Annotated in this window: 19 protein-coding genes; 13 read left to right on the top strand and 6 right to left on the bottom strand. The window is 53.7% G+C overall.

Going from position 1 to position 18,084, the window contains the following annotated elements:
• Nucleotides 1-139 precede the first annotated feature (139 nt).
• Nucleotides 140-634, top strand: a complete 495-nt coding sequence (gene cdd, locus H9I52_RS11030; protein ID WP_139517464.1) for a cytidine deaminase — start codon at nucleotides 140-142, stop codon at nucleotides 632-634.
• Nucleotides 635-735: 101 nt separating this feature from the next.
• On the top strand, nucleotides 736-1,407 hold the full coding sequence (locus tag H9I52_RS11035) for an alpha/beta hydrolase (RefSeq protein ID WP_187453878.1): 672 nt from the start codon (nucleotides 736-738) through the stop codon (nucleotides 1,405-1,407).
• A gap of 98 nt (nucleotides 1,408-1,505) precedes the next feature.
• Here the strand turns inward: H9I52_RS11035 and H9I52_RS11040 are convergent, their stop codons facing one another.
• The 4 genes from H9I52_RS11040 to H9I52_RS11055 all read right to left on the bottom strand — a co-directional run bounded on the left by H9I52_RS11040 (nucleotide 1,506) and on the right by H9I52_RS11055 (nucleotide 6,214).
• Nucleotides 1,506-2,258, bottom strand: a complete 753-nt coding sequence (locus H9I52_RS11040) for an SDR family NAD(P)-dependent oxidoreductase (RefSeq protein ID WP_187453879.1) — start codon at nucleotides 2,256-2,258, stop codon at nucleotides 1,506-1,508.
• A gap of 85 nt (nucleotides 2,259-2,343) precedes the next feature.
• Complete coding sequence (locus tag H9I52_RS11045; RefSeq protein ID WP_187453880.1) at nucleotides 2,344-3,144, bottom strand: porin family protein; 801 nt, start codon at nucleotides 3,142-3,144, stop codon at nucleotides 2,344-2,346.
• Nucleotides 3,093-3,821 carry a bifunctional demethylmenaquinone methyltransferase/2-methoxy-6-polyprenyl-1,4-benzoquinol methylase UbiE gene (ubiE, locus tag H9I52_RS11050; protein ID WP_139517468.1) on the bottom strand — a complete coding sequence of 243 codons (729 nt, stop codon included), beginning with the start codon at nucleotides 3,819-3,821 and terminating at the stop codon, nucleotides 3,093-3,095. Before ubiE ends, H9I52_RS11045 begins: the two co-directional genes overlap by 52 nt.
• Nucleotides 3,822-3,949: 128 nt before the next feature.
• Nucleotides 3,950-6,214 carry an OmpA family protein gene (locus tag H9I52_RS11055; RefSeq protein WP_187453881.1) on the bottom strand — a complete coding sequence of 755 codons (2,265 nt, stop codon included), beginning with the start codon at nucleotides 6,212-6,214 and terminating at the stop codon, nucleotides 3,950-3,952.
• Between the two features lie 432 nt (nucleotides 6,215-6,646).
• On the opposite strand from H9I52_RS11055, the gene yihA reads away from it, so the two are divergent.
• The 3 genes from yihA to H9I52_RS11070 all read left to right on the top strand — a co-directional run bounded on the left by yihA (nucleotide 6,647) and on the right by H9I52_RS11070 (nucleotide 8,427).
• Nucleotides 6,647-7,264, top strand: a complete 618-nt coding sequence (gene yihA, locus H9I52_RS11060) for a ribosome biogenesis GTP-binding protein YihA/YsxC (RefSeq protein ID WP_187453882.1) — start codon at nucleotides 6,647-6,649, stop codon at nucleotides 7,262-7,264.
• A 72-nt stretch (nucleotides 7,265-7,336) separates the two neighbouring features.
• The gene (locus H9I52_RS11065; RefSeq protein WP_139517470.1) at nucleotides 7,337-7,780 is read left to right on the top strand and encodes an energy transducer TonB; all 444 of its coding nucleotides are present in this window, start codon (nucleotides 7,337-7,339) and stop codon (nucleotides 7,778-7,780) included.
• A gap of 59 nt (nucleotides 7,781-7,839) precedes the next feature.
• On the top strand, nucleotides 7,840-8,427 hold the full coding sequence (locus tag H9I52_RS11070; RefSeq protein WP_187453883.1) for a DUF5606 domain-containing protein: 588 nt from the start codon (nucleotides 7,840-7,842) through the stop codon (nucleotides 8,425-8,427).
• A 76-nt stretch (nucleotides 8,428-8,503) separates the two neighbouring features.
• Here the strand turns inward: H9I52_RS11070 and fbp are convergent, their stop codons facing one another.
• A complete protein-coding gene (fbp, locus tag H9I52_RS11075; protein ID WP_187453884.1) occupies nucleotides 8,504-9,529 on the bottom strand; it encodes a class 1 fructose-bisphosphatase in 1,026 nt (341 codons plus the stop codon).
• Between the two features lie 221 nt (nucleotides 9,530-9,750).
• Between fbp and H9I52_RS11080 the strand changes: the two genes are divergently transcribed.
• The 7 genes from H9I52_RS11080 to H9I52_RS11110 all read left to right on the top strand — a co-directional run bounded on the left by H9I52_RS11080 (nucleotide 9,751) and on the right by H9I52_RS11110 (nucleotide 16,615).
• Entirely contained in the window at nucleotides 9,751-11,037 is a 1,287-nt protein-coding gene (locus tag H9I52_RS11080; protein WP_187453885.1) for an aspartate kinase, read from the top strand.
• A gap of 79 nt (nucleotides 11,038-11,116) precedes the next feature.
• A complete protein-coding gene (locus tag H9I52_RS11085; protein WP_187453886.1) occupies nucleotides 11,117-11,890 on the top strand; it encodes an enoyl-CoA hydratase-related protein in 774 nt (257 codons plus the stop codon).
• A gap of 106 nt (nucleotides 11,891-11,996) precedes the next feature.
• On the top strand, nucleotides 11,997-12,473 hold the full coding sequence (locus H9I52_RS11090) for a Fur family transcriptional regulator (RefSeq protein ID WP_187453887.1): 477 nt from the start codon (nucleotides 11,997-11,999) through the stop codon (nucleotides 12,471-12,473).
• Nucleotides 12,474-12,529: 56 nt separating this feature from the next.
• Nucleotides 12,530-13,168, top strand: coding sequence for a peroxiredoxin (locus H9I52_RS11095; protein ID WP_187453888.1), 639 nt, complete (start codon nucleotides 12,530-12,532; stop codon nucleotides 13,166-13,168).
• A 228-nt stretch (nucleotides 13,169-13,396) separates the two neighbouring features.
• Nucleotides 13,397-14,623, top strand: a complete 1,227-nt coding sequence (locus H9I52_RS11100) for a 3-deoxy-D-manno-octulosonic acid transferase (RefSeq protein WP_316248027.1) — start codon at nucleotides 13,397-13,399, stop codon at nucleotides 14,621-14,623.
• The gene (gene rsgA / locus H9I52_RS11105; protein ID WP_187453890.1) at nucleotides 14,620-15,546 is read left to right on the top strand and encodes a ribosome small subunit-dependent GTPase A; all 927 of its coding nucleotides are present in this window, start codon (nucleotides 14,620-14,622) and stop codon (nucleotides 15,544-15,546) included. The genes H9I52_RS11100 and rsgA overlap by 4 nt, the downstream gene beginning before the upstream one ends.
• Before the next feature lie 175 nt (nucleotides 15,547-15,721).
• Complete coding sequence (locus H9I52_RS11110; protein WP_187453891.1) at nucleotides 15,722-16,615, top strand: NAD(P)-dependent oxidoreductase; 894 nt, start codon at nucleotides 15,722-15,724, stop codon at nucleotides 16,613-16,615.
• 84 nt (nucleotides 16,616-16,699) lie between these two features.
• Here the strand turns inward: H9I52_RS11110 and H9I52_RS11115 are convergent, their stop codons facing one another.
• Nucleotides 16,700-17,353: a fasciclin domain-containing protein gene (locus H9I52_RS11115; RefSeq protein WP_187453892.1), complete on the bottom strand. Its 654-nt coding sequence runs from the start codon at nucleotides 17,351-17,353 to the stop codon at nucleotides 16,700-16,702.
• A gap of 201 nt (nucleotides 17,354-17,554) precedes the next feature.
• On the opposite strand from H9I52_RS11115, the gene H9I52_RS11120 reads away from it, so the two are divergent.
• Complete coding sequence (locus H9I52_RS11120) at nucleotides 17,555-18,013, top strand: peptidylprolyl isomerase (RefSeq protein ID WP_139517481.1); 459 nt, start codon at nucleotides 17,555-17,557, stop codon at nucleotides 18,011-18,013.
• Nucleotides 18,014-18,084: the final 71 nt, after the last annotated feature.

The raw sequence follows: 18,084 nt of genomic DNA on the forward strand, positions 1-18,084 counted from the left end.
CTTCAGAATTCAGCCTTCTCCGAGATTATCGATCGCGAAATGTCATTTGTTAAATCATAATTGATAATTGTAGTACATTCACCGCCCCTTACCCTACCGGGGCCGCCATTCGGTACCGGAACGCTCATTTCTCTCTCCGATGGCTCAGCCACTCCATCTTACCATCACCGTCGACGTACTGGCTTCCGAAGCCGAACTTACCCCCGAAGAAGCGCTTACGTGGCAACAGGCCCGCGCCGCCACCGATCGGGCGTATGCTCCTTACTCTCATTTTCACGTAGGCGCGGCGTTGCTGCTCGACAACGGGTCGGTATTTCAGGGAACCAACCAGGAAAACGCAGCCTATCCGTCGGGGCTTTGCGCCGAGCGCACGGCTCTGTTTGGCGTTGCCGCCGCGCATCCTGAGCGTCGCATTGCGTATATGGCCGTTGCGGCGCGCCCCGCCAACGGCGACTTTACCTTGGCAATGCCTTGCGGAGCCTGCCGCCAAGTCATGACCGAATACGAGAACCGGCAGGGCCAATCTATTCCGTTGCTGCTGCCGGGCCCCAACGGGTCCATCTACCGCTTCCGGTCGTTAGGCGATTTGCTGCCGTTTCAGTTTTCCAGCAACGACCTTCCGCCCAAATCATAATATGTTGATTGTAAATGCTTTATAATTTTATTGAAGTAGCGTAATGAAGTGCGTTAGGTTGCAGGGTTGTCCTGACTGACGCGCTGGAGTTCTTTTAACTGATGGCGTTTGCGCAAGAGCACCATTTTTCGGTAACCCGTTCGGCACGTTACTACCAGCTTGGCGAGCTATCATCGCATACGCGGCAGGTGTGGTTTGTAGCGCATGGCTACGGGCAGTTGGCAGCATATTTTATTCGCCATTTTGCGCCGCTGGTGCAAGCCGATCCGACTTTGGTGGTCGTTGCTCCCGAAGGTCTCTCCCGCTTTTATCTTTCGGGCACGGGAGGCCGCATCGGGGCTACCTGGATGACGCGTGAAGACCGGCTAGCCGAAATTGAGGATTACGTAGAGTATCTCAACCAACTATCTACCAGCATTTTATCCCAGTGCGCTGAGCAGACCAAAGTGTTGGTACTTGGTTTTTCGCAAGGGGCCGCTACTGTGAGCCGGTGGCTGGCGCACGCTCCTTTTCGGCCGGCTCAACTTGTTCTGTGGGCCGGCGCCTTTCCGGAAGATGTAGATTTTGCGGTAGCCTCGCGGCTGCTTCAGCACCTTCCCATCACCTTGGTTTGCGGCGATCAAGACGAGTTTATCAGTGGGGATGCTTTTGCCAAACAACGCGCTTTTCTGCAAAAACGCGGCGTCGAGCCAGCGGTCGTGCGTTTCAACGGCAAGCACACGTTGCAGGCCGACGTGATGAAACAGCTAAAAAGCACGTTTGATCGCTTGTAGAACGCCTTGCAAGAATACAACTTACAGAAAAGCCGAAGGCCGGATAGTTGCAATGCATGCAACTATCCGGCCTTCGGCTTTTACTTATCCTCAGCGCGTTACAGATCCTTCTTGATCGTGGTAGCGGCAGCCTGGGCCGCCGGGAAAAGCAGCACTTCGGCTATGTTGACGTGCGGAGGACGCGTCACCATAAACTGAATGACATCGGCTACGTCTTCGGCCGTGAGAGGTTCAAAGCCCTTGTACACGGAGGCCGCCCGCGCAGCGTCTCCTTTGAAACGCACTTCAGAAAACTCTGTTTCGACAGCCCCAGGGTTGATTTCTGCTACCCGAATGTTGTGCGCCAACAGATCAAGGCGCATGCCTTTCGTGAGTGCCGAAACGGCGGCTTTGGAAGCACAATACACATTACCGTTGGCGTATACTTCAGAGCCGGCCACAGAGCTTATATTGATGATATGACCCCGGTTGCGCTGCGTCATGCCCGGCAACAAGGCCTTGGTCACGTTCAGAAGCCCCTTTACGTTGCCATCGAGCATAGCGTCCCAATCATTGGGGTCGCCATCCTGAATCGGCGCCAAGCCGTGTGCCCCGCCTGCGCTGTTGATCAAAACCGCAACATCTTGAAAATCAGCAGGTAAGCCAGCAACGGCGGCTTCAGTTGCGGCGCGGTCGCACACATCAAACGTAAGGATATGGACGGGCGTAGGAGCTACTTGCTGTGCCAGTTCTTCCAGACGTTCGCGGCGGCGGCCGGTAACTACCAATTGAAAGCCCGATTGCGCCAGTGCTATGGCCGTAGCGCGACCGATGCCAGAGGAAGCACCTGTGATAAAAGCAGTTTTGGTCATGAAATAATTTACAAACGATTAAGTGCTTGATTATTAGAACATTATGATTTTAGTATAATACTCTACTAATAAAGCACTTAGATCTTTATTCGAAATTCAGGTACAGCGTAACCGTGTTGCTGCGCATGCTTTGTAGGCTGCGGCTGTATAAGTCGTTGCCGGGCTTGTGCAGATTGATCAGTCCGTTGGAAAAGCGCAGTTCCGGCGCAAATTTAAAGAGTGGGTAAAACAGATCCAGGCCTACTCCATATTCCACTGCAAAGTCAGCAGACTCGGCCTGCAACAGGTTGCGATCGGGATCTTTGCGACGATTGCCGAGGTTAAAGCTTGGTTTCACACCCCCGATAAGATACACCCGCGTATTACGCCGCCGATCCGATTTGAACTTGAGCAGCAGCGGCAAATCAATCTGGGTGGTGCCTATTTCCTGCGTAAAAATTTCCACTTGCGGCGGCTCCGGCGGCACTGGCGTATAACCGGCATCCTTGAATTCAATGCGGCGCGTGATAAAGCTTACACCCGGAGTAAAACGCAGATTGAAATAGTCTCCCATCGCAGCATCGGCAATGAAACCAACTGAAAAGCCGGGGCTGATGATGGAATTGGAGGCGACGCTACCAAGGTTTTTGGTGGCTTGCTGGATCTTGTAGCTCGAAAAGTTGGGAGCTACATAAAAGCCAGGGTGAAACCACTTGCTGTCGTAGCCCGGCAGGTTATTGACCGTGATGGATTTCACCCGCCCGTGTTTGCCGCGGCTAGAACGGCTCTTTTTTTGCGCGTGGGCAGCCGTGAAAGGCAGCACTGCCAGCAGCAATAGTACCGAAACGATACGGCCTATTTTAGGGCCGTGTAGATGGAGCTGATACCGAACGTGAGAGGTTGCCATGCAGGAGTTTTGAAACCGACTTGCGCAAGGATAGCCAAAAAAGCGGGACCATCCGGAAATGCCTGCACCGACTCTGGCAGGTAGGTGTAGGCAGCGCGATCTTTTGAAATGAGTTTACCGAATACGGGCAGTATACGCCGAAAGTAAAAATTGTATGCCTGCTTGAGCGGAAAAGCCGTAGGTTTTGAAAATTCCAAGATCACGAGCTTGCCGCCGGGCCGCAGCACCCGCCGCATTTCGGCGAGTCCCTGTTGCAGGTTTTCGAAATTACGCACCCCAAACGAGGCTGTTACCGCGTCGAAGTGATTATCGGGGAAAGGTAGGTTTTCCGAATCGCCGAGCTCAAGTTGAATGCGATGCGTCAGCCCTTTTTCGGCAAGCTTGCGCCGGCCTACGTCCAGCATGCCTTCCGAAATATCCACGCCTGTGATGTGAGCATCGGCGGAGGCGGCTTTCAGGGTTTCGATGGCGAAATCAGCTGTGCCAGTAGCAATATCCAGAATGCGGGCCGGCCTCATGGCTTTCAGCTCGCCTACCGCCTTGCGGCGCCAGTAGATATCGGTTCCGACACTGAGAAAGTGATTAAGGAAGTCATACTTGCCAGCGATGCTGTTAAACATCTGGGCTACCTGCGACTTCTTGCCGGCAGCATCGTCTTTGTAGGGAACAATGGACATGATTCGGAAAACAAAACGAAAAAGCGAGAGCGGAATTGCCCAAACATAACGTCTCGCATCGCATTATGTTAAAAAAAACGGGCCGGGCAAAATGCCCAGCCCGTTTTTGCGGCGTGCAGATGGCGTTATTAGTTGCCTGTCTTCACTTTAGTTTTTTCGCCTGTAGCGTCTTTGGCTTTCGAGTCGATCTCACCTTCTTTGGTTTTGGTCTTAGACTCGTCGCCTGCGGCACCTTTGGTTTTTACTTTTACTTTATCCGAATCTTCGTCAACCTTGGTTTTCACCTTGGTACCGTCGGCAGCCTTCACTTTGGTTTTGCCCGGTGCGAGCGGTACCGTGGTGCGTGGCGTGCTCGATGGCGAAGAAGTACTTGGAGCAGTGCTCGTGGTGGAAGTCCCCGAACCAGTACCCGTTCCGCTGTTAATTTGCGGCATCGTTTCCCCTTCTTTCAGAATCACGCGGAACTCAACGCGGCGGTTGAGCTGCATGTTCTCCGGCGAATCGTTCGGGGCGGCCGGACGACGCTCACCATAGCTTACCGTCACCATGCGCGTTTCAGCTACTCCGTTTTTCTTCAGGTAGTTGTAGGCGGCATTTGCGCGGTTCTCACCCAGTACCATGTTGTACTCGTCAGTATTACGCGAGTCGCAATGGCCTTCGATAGAGATGTTGATGCCCGGATTGGCTTTCAGAATGCTGCTGATGTTATTCAGTTCTGCGATCGACTCCGGACGTAGCTTATACTTGTCGGTATCGAAGTAGATTTTCTGGAAAGCGTATTGCGAAGTCGTGTCTACATACGGTACGTAGAAGTTCTTCGTGATCACCGTCGAATCGTCGGTAATTACCGGCACGGTAAACTCTTGGGTTTCAATATTCTTCCCGTCTTTCGAAACGGCCACTTGGTAGGTACGGCCCGACAGTACGCTTACCTGGTAATTACCCGAATCAGGCTTTGTAATGTCGCGATAGCTCAGGGCCGTTTTGTCGGCTTGGGTACCGCTGAACACCAGTTCTACTCCCGGAATTACCGAAGAGCTATCGCGGGCCGAGAACACCTTACCACGAATGATGGCGTTCTTGATATAGTTGATGGTGTAAATATCTTTTTCACCATAACCCCCAATGCGATAGCTAGATAGGTAAGCATAGCTACCATCTGGGCTCAAGCGATAATAAGTATCATCGTCGGGCGTGTTGATGGGGTAGCCCATGTTTTCGGCTTGCCCCCATTTGCGGCCTACCGAATCATACTCCGATTTGAATATGTCGTAGCCACCCATCGTGTTGTGACCACGCGAGCTGAAATAGAGGGTTTTGCCGTCTTTGCTCAAGTACGGGCTGTCGTCGTCATACTTCGTGTTGATGGCTCCGCCCAACGATTTGGCTTCGCCCCAATCGCCACCGGGTTGGCGCGTGGCGTAGTACAGGTCCAGCGTACCGTCTTCCGAGTACTTACCGGTTGAAAAGTAAATCGTTAGGCCATCCGGCGTTATATAAGCATCTGATTCAAAGCTCTTTGAGTTGATATTATTATTCAACTTTTTAGGCTCAGTCCAGTCGCCACCGGCTTTCTCCGAGTAGAAGATATCGCCGTTCTCATCTTGGCGATACATCAGCATTTTTGTGTCGTTGTCGAAAACCTGGATCGAGGCATCGTGCCCTTTGCCGTTCAGCACGCCACTCAGCGAGCGGGGCTTCTCCCAGTTCTCGTCGTCGATGCGCTTGGCTTCGAAAATGTCTTCGTAATACTCGCCGTCGGTGGCTAGGTTACCGCCTTTTTTGCCGTTGGCGTTGCCGGCACCCGTTACGTTTTCACCACGCGATGTAAACAACAAGAGCTTGTCGTCGGCCGAGATAACGGGACTGTGCTCCGAATACTGCGTGTTAATCGTTGGGCCCAGGTTTTTTACAAAGATGTCCTTGGGGCTATTGAATTGAACCTTCGCATTTTTACTGTGTTGAATCAGTTGAGCGAGTTCTGCCTTTCGGGTATCTTTCTTCTTCTTCAGCGTAGCATTATAAGCTTGATAATGCGCAATGGCCTCGTCGAAGTTGTAGTTGAGGTGATCGACGCGGCCGAGCCAATATTCTACGTCTTTCGAGACTTTCGGCTTGAGGCGCTGGGCTTTGTAGATGTAGTCACTGGCCTTCTCCTTGTCGAATGACATGTAAGAAATGCCCGCCCGAAACAACGCCTGTGCGTTGTTTGGCTCCTTTGCCAATACCTGCTCGTAGTAAGGGATGGAGGCCCGGTAGTTCTCTTGATCGAAGAACTTATTTGCGGTCTTCAGTTGCTTGCGCGTGCTCTGGGCCAAAGTAGGCTGAGCCACGGCCGCGGCAAGCGCGAAGGTACAAGAGGCTTTCAATAACCTTCTGACTAAGTTGTCCATTTTAGGAGGATTTGGGAATAGGGAGTTGCAAGGAGTTGAAAAGGAGGCCAGTTTGTAAAGGCTTCCTTTTTTTAAAGAGATGCCTCTTATACTTAAAACCCAACACAGGGTTAAGACTAAACAAATAATTTCTCGGCTCAAACGCTAAAAACTGATGTTCAGGCCTACTCGCTGAAATCATGGGTTGTACACAAATAAGCAAGTTTGCGGGCAAAGATAGAATTTTTATAATACGCCCTTCCGCCTATCGGCTTGCATAAGAGTACCCTTGTGTAAAAACGCATTTGTTATTGCCTATATAGCACTTGGACTGATAACAAATCGCGCAAATATAGTCGGCCTTTGTAGACTACAATAAAATCATCGAAAAATTTGCTAATTCCTTGGGCAGCCTGCCTGCGCTATCTTTACGCTGCCTTTTCCTTATTTGCCATGACCATCCGCGAAGCAAAATTTCTTACCAGCAACACGCGCGTTGACCAATGCCCTGCGCCAACTCTGCCTGAATACGCCTTTATCGGTCGCTCCAATGTGGGCAAGTCTTCGCTTATCAATATGCTCACCGGTCAAAAAGGGCTGGCCAAAACTTCTTCCTTGCCAGGTAAGACGCAGCTTATCAACCATTTTCTTATAAATAACGAATGGTATTTGGTCGATTTGCCGGGGTATGGGTATGCCAAAGTCAGCAAAGAATCGCGGGCGCAATGGGCTAAAATGATTAACTATTATATGAGCAAGCGGGAAAACCTGTCTTGCGTATTTGTATTAATTGATTCGCGTCACGAACCCTTGGCTCCCGATTTAGAATTTATGGAAAAGCTAGGATCCGAGGGGGTACCTTTTGTGATTGTTTTCACCAAAACCGATAAATTATCAGGCTCGCGCACTCAGCAAAATATAGCCAGCTACGCTGCGAAGCTGCAAGAAACTTGGGATGAAATTCCCCGCTATTTTATTACGTCGGCGGAGACCAAACTTGGGCGCGAAGAGCTTCTGGGCTTCATCGACGAGATCAATCAACAATTGGTGCAGGCCCCTGCGAATGCGTAGATTGGCCTTGTAATTGCCTTGGCCATGGGCATTACAAATTATCTTTTACCCTTCCTTTTTCGGTTGTACACCATGAAAAAAATTGCCTTGTTGCTTTCCCTCGGTTTGTTGGCTGCTTCGGCACCCGCTTTCGCCCAGAAAGCAAAAGCGAAGCCTCAGACGGAAACACCCACTACAGACCCTGCTGCCCCGGCGCCCGCAGCTCCCCAGACAGCGCAGGCCGGTGTGGGCAAAGCAATACCAGTTGCCGAATACTACGAGGGCGGCCAAGAAGCCATGTACGCCTTTATCGAAAACGAACTCAAGTATCCGATCCTGGCGAAACGCAACCGCATTCAGGGCACTTGCATTGTGAGCTTTACACTCAATACTGATGGCACAATGTCGGGCATTAAACTGGTAAAGAACATTGGCGGCGGTTGTGGCGAAGAAGCGCTGCGTGTAGTGCGCCTGCTCAAATTCAAGAAGCCCGATTACGCCATCCTGACCAGCCTGCCAGTGCCTTTTAAGCTCTAACCTACCACGAGGTCGGCACTACTTCCTACCTTTGAATCTTCTACCAACTCCTTTTTACTATGCCTTACGACCTGAAGGAAATAGCCGCGATTAGCGGTATGCCCGGTCTTTACCGCTTGGTGCGCCCCACACGCGCCGGTGTGATTGTAGAATCGCTCGACGAGCGGGCCGCCCGCTCGGTGGCTTCGGCCCGCAACAAGGTTTCCCTTCTGCAGGAAATCTCAATTTATACTCAGGATTACGACCAAACGGTGCCGCTGACAGAGGCTTTCGACCGCGTCTATCAGAAGTACGGCACTGAGCTGCCCGTCAACAGCAAATCGGATGACCGTGATCTGGTGGCGTTTATGGAAGAAACTATTCCGGATTACGACCGCCAGCGCGTGTACATGTCCGACATCAAAAAGCTGGTGACGTGGTACAAGGCCGTCAGCAGTAACTTGGAGTATCAAGCTGCTGGCAATGATTCACAAGAATCTGATAATGAAACGGATACAGAATCAACCCAACAAGATACACCTGCTGCCGACGAAGCCTTGAGCACGGCCGGTATCATTTCGGCCGAGGAAGAAAGCTCCGCTCCTGCCAATCCGGAGGCCGCGACCAAAGAGGCAGTTTCATCAACTGGTAAGGGCGCCAAGAAATAGCTTTTACCGGTCTGAAAGACACAAAAAAGGCCGCCTGCTTGCGCAGGCGGCCTTTTTTGTGTCTGCAAGCAATGATCTAAACCGCCGGAGCGGAAGAATTAGAAAACTCGCTGGCCATAAACTCTTCAGCCTTTTCTACCAATTCCATCGAGCCAATGAAGAACGGGCAGCGGTCGTGCAGTCCTTTGGGCTCAATTTCCATCGTGCGGATCTGCCCGTTACTGGACTTGCCACCGGCTTGTTCCACGATAAAAGCCAGCGTGTTGCACTCGTACATGAGGCGCAGCTTGCCTTCCGGCGACTTTTTGGTAGCGGGATACATATAAATACCGCCTTTGAGCAGATTGCGGTGAAAATCAGCCACTAACGAGCCGATATAGCGAGCCGAGTAATTCTGGTCTTTGCAGTGCTTAACAAAGGCTGCTGTAGCGGGTGTGAAAGACTCCGAAATGCCTTCGTTGATGGAATAAATCGAGCCCGTTTTGGGAATGGTGATATTGGGGTGCGACAGGAAAAATTCGCCCAGCGACGGCTCGTACGTGAAGCCGTTTACGCCGTTTCCGGTAGTATATACCAGCATGGTGCTCGAGCCGTAAATCACATAGCCGGCCGCTACTTGATGGGTGCCTGGCTGCAGGCAATCCTGCTCCGTACCCTCACTGCCCGTTGGCGATACCCGGCGATAAATGCTGAAAATGGTCCCGATGCTGACGTTCACATCAATGTTAGACGAGCCATCCAAGGGGTCGATGGCCACCACGTACTTGCCTTGGTGGTTGCCCGTCTGAATCATTTCCTGCTCTTCTTCGGAAATGATGGTGCAGACTTCCCCTCCGTTGCGTAACGCTCTGATAAAGCGAATGTTAGCAATTACATCCAACTTTTGCACGTCCTCTCCTTGCACATTGCGGTTGCCGTAAGCTCCAGCAATATCGATAAGCCCGGAACGGTTGATTTCGCGGTTTACAATTTTGGCAGCCAGCGCGATATCACGCAGCAATTGCGAAAGCTCCCCGGTAGCGTACGGAAAGTCTTCTTGCTTGCGCATGATGAAGCGATCCAGGGTAGTGCCAACGGGAAGAGCCAGTTTGTTGTGGTCCATGAGTAAGGAAAGAATGTGCTATCGGAATGGTGTACAAAACTAACCTTTTTCGGGTTGCGATTAGCTGTTGCGAGTCGGGAGTTGCGGGTTTCAAAACGACAGTCGTCGGCATTCCGGACCTTCGGATGCTGAAAGCCAACGCCTATTTCAAGTACGAGAAATCAACTGGGCAGTTCTGAAGTAGCCGCTCGCTAACTGCCAACTGTTGTTACTTTTGAACCATGCAGAGACCGCATGCGATACACGTTTACAAATTTGGGGGCGCTTCGGTAAAGGACGCCGAGGCCATCACAAACCTCGTCCGCATTGCGCGCGAGTACGGCCGCGACACGCAATTGCTGATCGTGGTTTCGGCGATGGGCAAAACGACTAATGCGCTCGAAGAACTCTTTCACTTGGCACATTCCGGGCAGGAGTATGCACCTCAGCTCGCGGCCCTGCGCGATTTTCATCTGGGGGTAGCCGCCGAGCTTCTTCCCCACGATTGGCAAAACGCCGAACCACATTCGCTGGGAAGTCTGCTCGAGCAACTCGGCGACCGCCTAGCAACCCTTACGCCCGGCGACTACGATCGGCAATACGATCAGGTAGTGAGCTTTGGAGAATTGCTGGCTACTGTAATTGTTGCCAAGGCCTTGGGTGCGCATTGGTTGGATTGCCGACCCCTGCTGCGCACCGACCATACGTGGCGGGAAGGCCGTATGGACTGGCCGACTACCGAGCGCAATGTGCGCGCTGCGGTCCCGCCGCTTTTGCAGCGCGGGCCAGTCGTGACGCAAGGTTTTTTGGGCGGCACGGCCAGCGGCCAGACTACGACTTTGGGCCGCGAAGGCTCGGATTTCACGGCCGCCATCTTTGCCTATTGCCTGCACGCCGAAGCCGTAACGATCTGGAAAGACGTAGCCGGTCTGCTCAACGCCGACCCCAAGTTCTTTGCTGACACGGTGCGCTACCCCGAAATCAGCTACCAAGAAACCATCGAGATGGCCTATTATGGCGCCTCCGTGATTCACCCCAAGACGATCAAACCGCTGGCCGTCAAGCAGATTCCGCTGTATGTAAAGTCGTTTCTGGATCCGGCGGCGGAAGGCACCCGCATCGGCGACTGCCGCCATGCGCTGCTCGCCCCGGCATTTATCCGCAAGACCGGTCAATGCCTGATCTCCTTCGAATCGAAGGATTTGACATTCATTTCGGAAGAAAACCTAGAGGTGATCTTCGGGGCGCTGGCGCAGGTGCGGCTCAAAATCCATTTGATGCAGAATTCGGCTATCTCCTTTTCCGTGTGCACCGATTTTTCGGCGTATCGGCTGGAAAAGCTGCTGGCGCTCCTCCGCGACCAGTTTACCATTCACTACAACACGGGTCTTGAGCTGTATACCATCAAGAATTACGATGCGCCCAGCATCCGCCGCCTCACCGACGGGCGCGAGCTGTTGCTGGAGCAGCGCACGCGCCAGACGTTTCAGTTCATCTGCCGAGGCAGCGCCAATGAATACATTAAATAGATTTATAATTATCTCATAATCAATTATTTATAATATTTTAAAGTTTCACTCATTTGCCTTTCACCCCCACCCAACTCCCATGGAATTCATCACTGTTACGCCCAATGCCCGCCCGCAGGTAGCCCTTATTCAGCTAAATCGCCCAAAAGAGCTCAACGCGCTGAACCTGCAATTGATGCTGGAAATCCGCGATGCCCTGCGCGAACTCGACGACAACGATGAGGTGCGCGTGATCGTGCTGACCGGCAACGAGCGGGCCTTTGCTGCCGGTGCCGACATCAAGCAAATGGCCGGGCGCACGGCCATCGACATGCTCATTGTCGATCAGTTTAGCACTTGGGATCAGATTCGCAAGACGCGCAAGCCCCTGATTGCGGCCGTATCGGGTTTCGCGCTGGGCGGGGGCTGCGAATTGGCCATGACCTGCGACATGATTGTAGCCTCAGAAACCGCCCAGTTTGGCCAACCCGAGATTCGCATTGGCACCATGCCGGGGGCCGGCGGCACGCAGCGCCTGACGCGGGCGGTGGGCAAGGCACGCGCCATGGAAATGGTACTCACGGGCCGACCTATAACAGCACAAGAAGCTGAACGTCATGGCCTTGTAAATCGGGTGGTACCAGTAGGCCAGTATTTGGAAGAAGCTTTCCGCTTGGCGGCCAGCATCGCCGAAATGTCGCCGGTGGCAGCGCGGCTCGCAAAAGAATCGGTGAATCGGGCGTTCGAAACTCACCTCGACGAAGGCCTGCACTTTGAGCGCAAAAACTTCTACCTCACGTTTGCTTCCGAAGACCAGAAGGAAGGCATGGCGGCTTTCGTGGAGAAGCGCAAGCCAGAATTTAAAGGCCGATAACCGCTTGACAAGCAGTTGGTTCGGGCAGAAAGAGCAATGCTCTCCGGAAACAATTTTGGCCGACAAAAGCTTATAGAACTACTTTTGCGGAGAATTATTCTTGTCTGTGTCCCCTTCTTCTGATCAGTTTCTTTCGCAGCCGGACCGCGCTCAGGTGCGCGCCCGGCTGGCCCAGGCGGGGTTACGAGCTACGCAGCAGCGCATTGTAATTCTGGAAAGCCTGATGGTATTGCCCGGCCACCCCACGGCCGAGCAGGTGCATCGACGTGTGGTGTTGGAAACGCCCACCATCTCGCTGGGTACCATCTACAAAGCGCTCGATTCGTTTGTGGCTTCCGGCCTAATCAAGCGCGTGGCGGCTGCCGAAGGTGCCAGCCGCCGCTACGACGCCGACTGCTCGGCGCATCACCATTTGTATTGCACTGACACACAAGAGATTATCGATTACTGCAATCCACAGCTTGATCTTCTCATTCAGGAGTTTTTTGCGGCTCGCGGCTTCCAGAATTTCCAGCCCCGCGCTTTTTCCCTGCACATCACGGGCGAGAAAGTAGATGCCGCGCAGGAGATAAAACCGCTATAACTTTTTGATTTCCTTGTTTTTAGTACCTCTTTTTTAACACCCCAAATTCATTTACAATGGCAGTTCTCGTTGGCAAACGTGCTCCTTCTTTCAAGGCTACGGCTGTAATCGATGGCGAATTCGAAGAAGATTTCTCCCTCGACCGTTACTTGGGCAAGAAGCACGTGATTTTTTACTTCTATCCCGCCGACTTCACCTTCGTGTGTCCTACCGAAATCATTGCTTTTCAGGATCAGATCGCGCAGTTTGAAGCCAAAGGCGTTGCCGTAGTGGGCTGCTCGACCGACACGCATTTCTCGCACTTTGCTTGGTTGCAAACGCCCCGCGACAACGGTGGCATTCAGGGAGTTACTTATCCGTTGGTAGCCGATGCTACCAAAACCATCGCGGCCAATTACGACGTGCTGGGTGGTCATTACGACTACAACGAGCAAGGCGAAATGGTATTCGTAGGTTCGCCCCTCGCCTACCGCGGCTTGTTCCTGATCGACCGTGACGGCATCGTGCGTCACCAGTTGGTAAACGACGGGCCGCTGGGCCGCTCTATCGACGAGGCCCTGCGCATGGTGGACGCTCTGCAACACTTCGAGGTGAAAGGCGAAGTATGCCCCGCCGACTGGGAAGAAGGCAAAGAGGCCATGTCGGCTACCCGTGAGGGCGTAGCCAACTACCTCGGCAAGCGCGATTCGCACTAGGTAAAGTACTGCGCTTCTGGTGCTTAGCGAAAAGCCCCGGCCTTGCGGTCGGGGCTTTTTTCTTGGGCTAAGTCAGAAGGAAGTAATTTTGAGCGGCCACCGCTTTTCTATTGCCCAGAAGCACAAAAACGGCAGGCACATAAACAACTGATTTACAACAACTTGCCATTTTTATACACTTTAGCGCTGCAAGCGTACGCGTTGCTGCTACGGCTCCTGTCTCCGTTTGTGCCAAAAGCCGCACAATGGACGGCTGGCCGACGCGGATTATTAACGCACATTCGGCAAACGCTGCAACCAGATGCCGCGCCGCGGGTGTGGTTTCACTGCGCCTCCTTGGGCGAATTTGAGCAGGGCCGCCCGCTGATGGAAGCGTTTGCGCAACAATACCCGACGCACAAAATCGTGCTGACGTTCTTCTCGCCTTCTGGCTACGAAGTGCGTAAAAACTGGCCGGGTGCGGCCTATGTCTTTTACCTGCCCCTCGACACGGCTGCCAATGCCCGCGCTTTCGTCGAAGCGGTGCAGCCACAGCTAGCGGTGTTTGTGAAATACGAGTTCTGGTATCATTTCCTGACTGTCCTTAACCAACGCCGCATTCCCACAATCTGCGTTTCGGCCATTTTTCGGCCGCAGCAAGCGTTTTTCAAACCCTGGGGTGGCTTTTTCCGGCAGATTTTGGGGCGGTTCACGCATATTTTCACCCAAAATGAAGCTTCCGTGCAACTCCTTCATTCAGCGGAAGTTACACAAGCCAGCATCGCCGGCGACACGCGCTTTGATACAGTAGTAGCCACCGCCGCTGCGCCGCATAAGCTGCTGCCGTTGTTGGAAGCTTTTGTGGCCAGCGATACGGCCCACAAGCGGCCTGTGCTGGTGGTGGGCAGCAGTTGGCCAGAGGACATTTCCGTATTAGCGCCTGCGCTTCAACGGCTTATATCGGACGCGGCAACTTCCGGCCTGCGCGTAATCGTGGCCCCCCACGAACTGCACGAATCCGGCTTACAGCAAATTGAAGCCGTGCTGCCGGGCCAAACGGTGCGCTACTCGCGAGCGACGCCTGCGACGGCGGCCAGCGCCCGGCTATTGCTCATCGATTCCATTGGGCTGCTGCGCGACCTATATCGCTATGGCTCTTTTGCTTACATCGGCGGCGCGTTTGGCAAGGGCCTGCACAACACGCTCGAAGCGGCAGCGTTTGGGTTGCCGCTGGTGTTTGGGCCGCGCTATGCAAAATTTCAGGAAGCCATTGACCTGATTACCCTGGGCGGAGCACACTCAGTAACCGACAGCGCGCAATTGGAAACCGTTTTGCGAAGCTGGCTTCGGGCTGACCAACCGCGTGAAGCAGAAAGCGTTACTAATCGCCAATACGTTATCGATCATGCTGGCGCCACTCCGAAAATAATGACAGCGCTATCGCAATGGTTTCATCCCGAAGCAGTTAACTCATGATCGGCACAGTCATCAAATCCACGGGCTCTTGGTATCTGGTGCGGGAGCACGAAACGGGTAAGCTGCACCGCTGTCGGCTGCGGGGTAAGTTTAAAAACCAAGGCTTGAAGGTGAGCAACCCGCTGGCCGTCGGCGACCAGGTGGAGTTTACGGTGGAAGAGCAAACCGAGGGCGCCGGCGTGATTCACCACATCGAGCCGCGCCGCAACTACATCATCCGGCGCTCGGTGCACAAAGCCGAGCACGCCCACATCGTAGCCGCCAACCTCGACTTGGCCATGCTGGTCGTGACGCTGGTTTCGCCGGCCACTTCCTTTGGCTTTATCGACCGATTTTTGGTCACGGCCGAAGCGTACAGCATTCCGGTGAAGCTGATTTTCAACAAGATCGACCTCTACGATGCCGACCTCACCGAGTACCAGGAGCAGATCCGGAAGATGTACAAGCGCACCGGCTACGACAGCCTGCGGTGCTCGGCCGAAACCGGCGAAGGCATCGCGGAAGTCGACGCCGAACTCGATGGGAAAGTCACTTTATTGTCGGGGCATTCGGGCGTGGGCAAAAGCACACTGATCAATGCGTTGGTGCCCGATCTGGATTTGAAAACCTCGGAAATCAGCGGTTTTTCTGATAAGGGCGTGCACACGACCACCTTCGCCGAAATGCTGGAAGTACGGCCCGGCACATATCTAATTGATACTCCAGGCATTAAAGAACTAGGCTTGGTAGACATTCCGCCGACGCAGCTGGCGCATTTTTTCCCCGAAATGCGCGCCCTCCTCAATCAGTGCCGCTACCATAATTGCCGCCACTTGCAGGAACCCGGCTGCGCCGTGCGCGAAGCCGTCGATGCCGGCAAAATTGCGCTACCTCGCTACGACAGCTACCTGAGCATGATGAACGGCGAAGATAACCGACACTAAGTCAACCATTTACTCAAAAGAGTTTATTTCCAAAATCGCCTGCTATCCAGCTCTACGCTGTGGATGACAGGCGATTTTAGCTTATCTGCTATGCAGGCGATGGCAAACTGAAAGGCCTGCACCGACTTTCCGCGTGCTTTTCACGTATTCTACCTTCTACTATTTCTTCTTTCAAATGTCAAAAATCGCATTCCTCGGCTTAGGCCGCATGGGCGAAGCCATGGCCACCAACCTGCTCAAAGCGGGCCATGCGCTCACCGTATACAACCGCACACCCGAAAAGGCCGACGCGCTAAAGCAGCAAGGCGCACGCGTGGCAACTTCGCCGGCCGAAGCGGTACGCGAGGCAGAATTTGTCTTTTCAATGGTTACCGACGACCATGCCCTAACCGAACTCACCACCGGTCCGGCTGGAATTCTGAGCGACTTGCCGGTCAATGCCATACACGCTTCCTGTAGCACGGTAGCGCCCGAAACCAACCGCCAACTGGCCGCCCAACACGCAACTCACGGCTCGTACCTCGTCGCGGTACCGGTGTTTGGCAAGCCCGACGCAGCGGCGGCAGCTAAGCTTTGGTTGGCAGTGGCAGGCCCTGCCGAAGCACGGGAACGCATAAAGCCCATTCTGGCTGCATTGGGACAAGGCACGCAGGATTTTGGCGACGATCCGGGCGCGGCCAACGTCGTGAAGCTTTGCGGCAATTTTATGTTGGGCGCGGCCATCGAGGCAATGGCGGAGGCTTTCACGCTGGGGCAGAAAAGTGGCATTCCGCGGCAGCAGATGTACGAATTCTTCACGAGCACGCTGTTTAACTCGCCCGTGTACAAAGGCTACGGCAAGCTCATTGCCGAAGAGCACTACCAACCCGTAGGCGCGCCGCCTTCCATCATTCGCAAAGACCTGAAACTCATGCTCAACGAAGGCCGCGAACGTGTGGTGCCACTACCTTTCGCCAACATCATCTTCGACCGGCTTTCGGCTACGATGGCCCGCAACGACGAAAACATCGATTGGGCCAGCTTTGCCCAACGCGTATCGGATGACGCCGGCGTTGATAATTATAAATAATTGATAGTCAATTATTTATAATTTAACCCATACACAAAAAAGCCCGGCCGAAACAGCCGGGCTTTTTTCACCATTTGGGAAATCTTACTCGGAAGCGGGCGGAGGCAACAGCACGCCATCGACGATGTGCGTGACTCCGTTGCTTGATATTACATCCGGCGTCGTGACGGTCACTGGCGCATCTTTGCCGTTGCTAATCATGACCTTGCCACCTTTCACGGAAACTTTGATTTTCTCGCCGTTGACGGTAGTAAGTTGCTGCCCGTCGCGCAAGTCAGCGGCGAGCAGGCGGCCGGCAATTACGTGGTAAGTCAGCACGCCTTTGAGCTTGTCCTTGCTTTCGGGCTTCAGCAGGCCGGCCATTGCGCCTTTGGGCAGCTTATCGAAGGCGGCGTTGGTGGGTGCGAACACCGTAAAAGGACCCGCGCCGCTAAGTGTGCCATCGAGGCCAGCAGCCTGCACGGCCTTCACGAGCGTGCTCACGCTTGAGGCCTGCACCGCATTCTGGATGATGGTTTTGTCGGGCGTCATGGCCACTCCATCCACCATCACGCCGTCGGATTTGCCCATGCGGGCCGAGTCGGTGGGCATGGCTGCTGAGTCGGCTACGGCTAGGTCGGCGGCCGTTGTAGCCGCCGATTTTTCGGTGCTGGTGTTGTCGCCGCAGCTGGCCAGGCCAAGTGCAAAGAGGCCAGCAGTCAGCAAGGAGAAGGAAGTACTTTTGAACACGTTGGTCATAGAAAAAGAAAAAAGTTGGGTTAGGAACGCAAATATTAAAAGCGAACCCGAAAACAGCACGCAGATGCCGGCTGTTTACTGACCTACGAAACCCAGTAACGCTTCGGATGTTTGCTCCGCGCCGAAATGGCTACCTTTGCCGCATCCGAAGCCGCTTTCCAGCTTCGGGATAACTTTCCCGATTTATCAATTCCTACCCGCATGAAAACTGCCGAAATCCACACCAGCAAGGGTGTAATGAAAGTGGAGTTTTTTGAAAAAGACGCTCCCAACACGGTCAAAAATTTCACCGACCTCGCCAAAAAAGGCTTCTACGACGGCCTTAAGTTTCACCGCGTGATCCCGAATTTCGTGATTCAGGGCGGTTGCCCGAATTCCCGCGATGGCGCGAAGGGCGTGCCCGGCACCGGCGGCCCTGGCTACAAAATTGACTGCGAACTTACCGGCGACAACCAGTACCACGAGCGCGGCGTCCTGTCGATGGCGCACGCCGGCCGCAACACGGGTGGTTCGCAGTTCTTCATTGTGCACGATCGTCAGAACACGGCCCATCTCGACCGCAACCATACCGTGTTTGGGAAAGTTGTGGAAGGCCTGGACGTGATCGACCAGATCAAAGCCAACGACGAGATCCAGAAAATCACGGTCACCGAATCGTAAGATTGACGATTGACTTGCAGGCATCGGTTGCTTGCACATAAAAAGAGGGCTGGCGATTTCGCTGGCCCTCT

It is taken from the genome of Hymenobacter sp. BT491, from assembly GCF_014349165.1.
Lineage (GTDB): Bacteria > Bacteroidota > Bacteroidia > Cytophagales > Hymenobacteraceae > Hymenobacter > Hymenobacter jejuensis.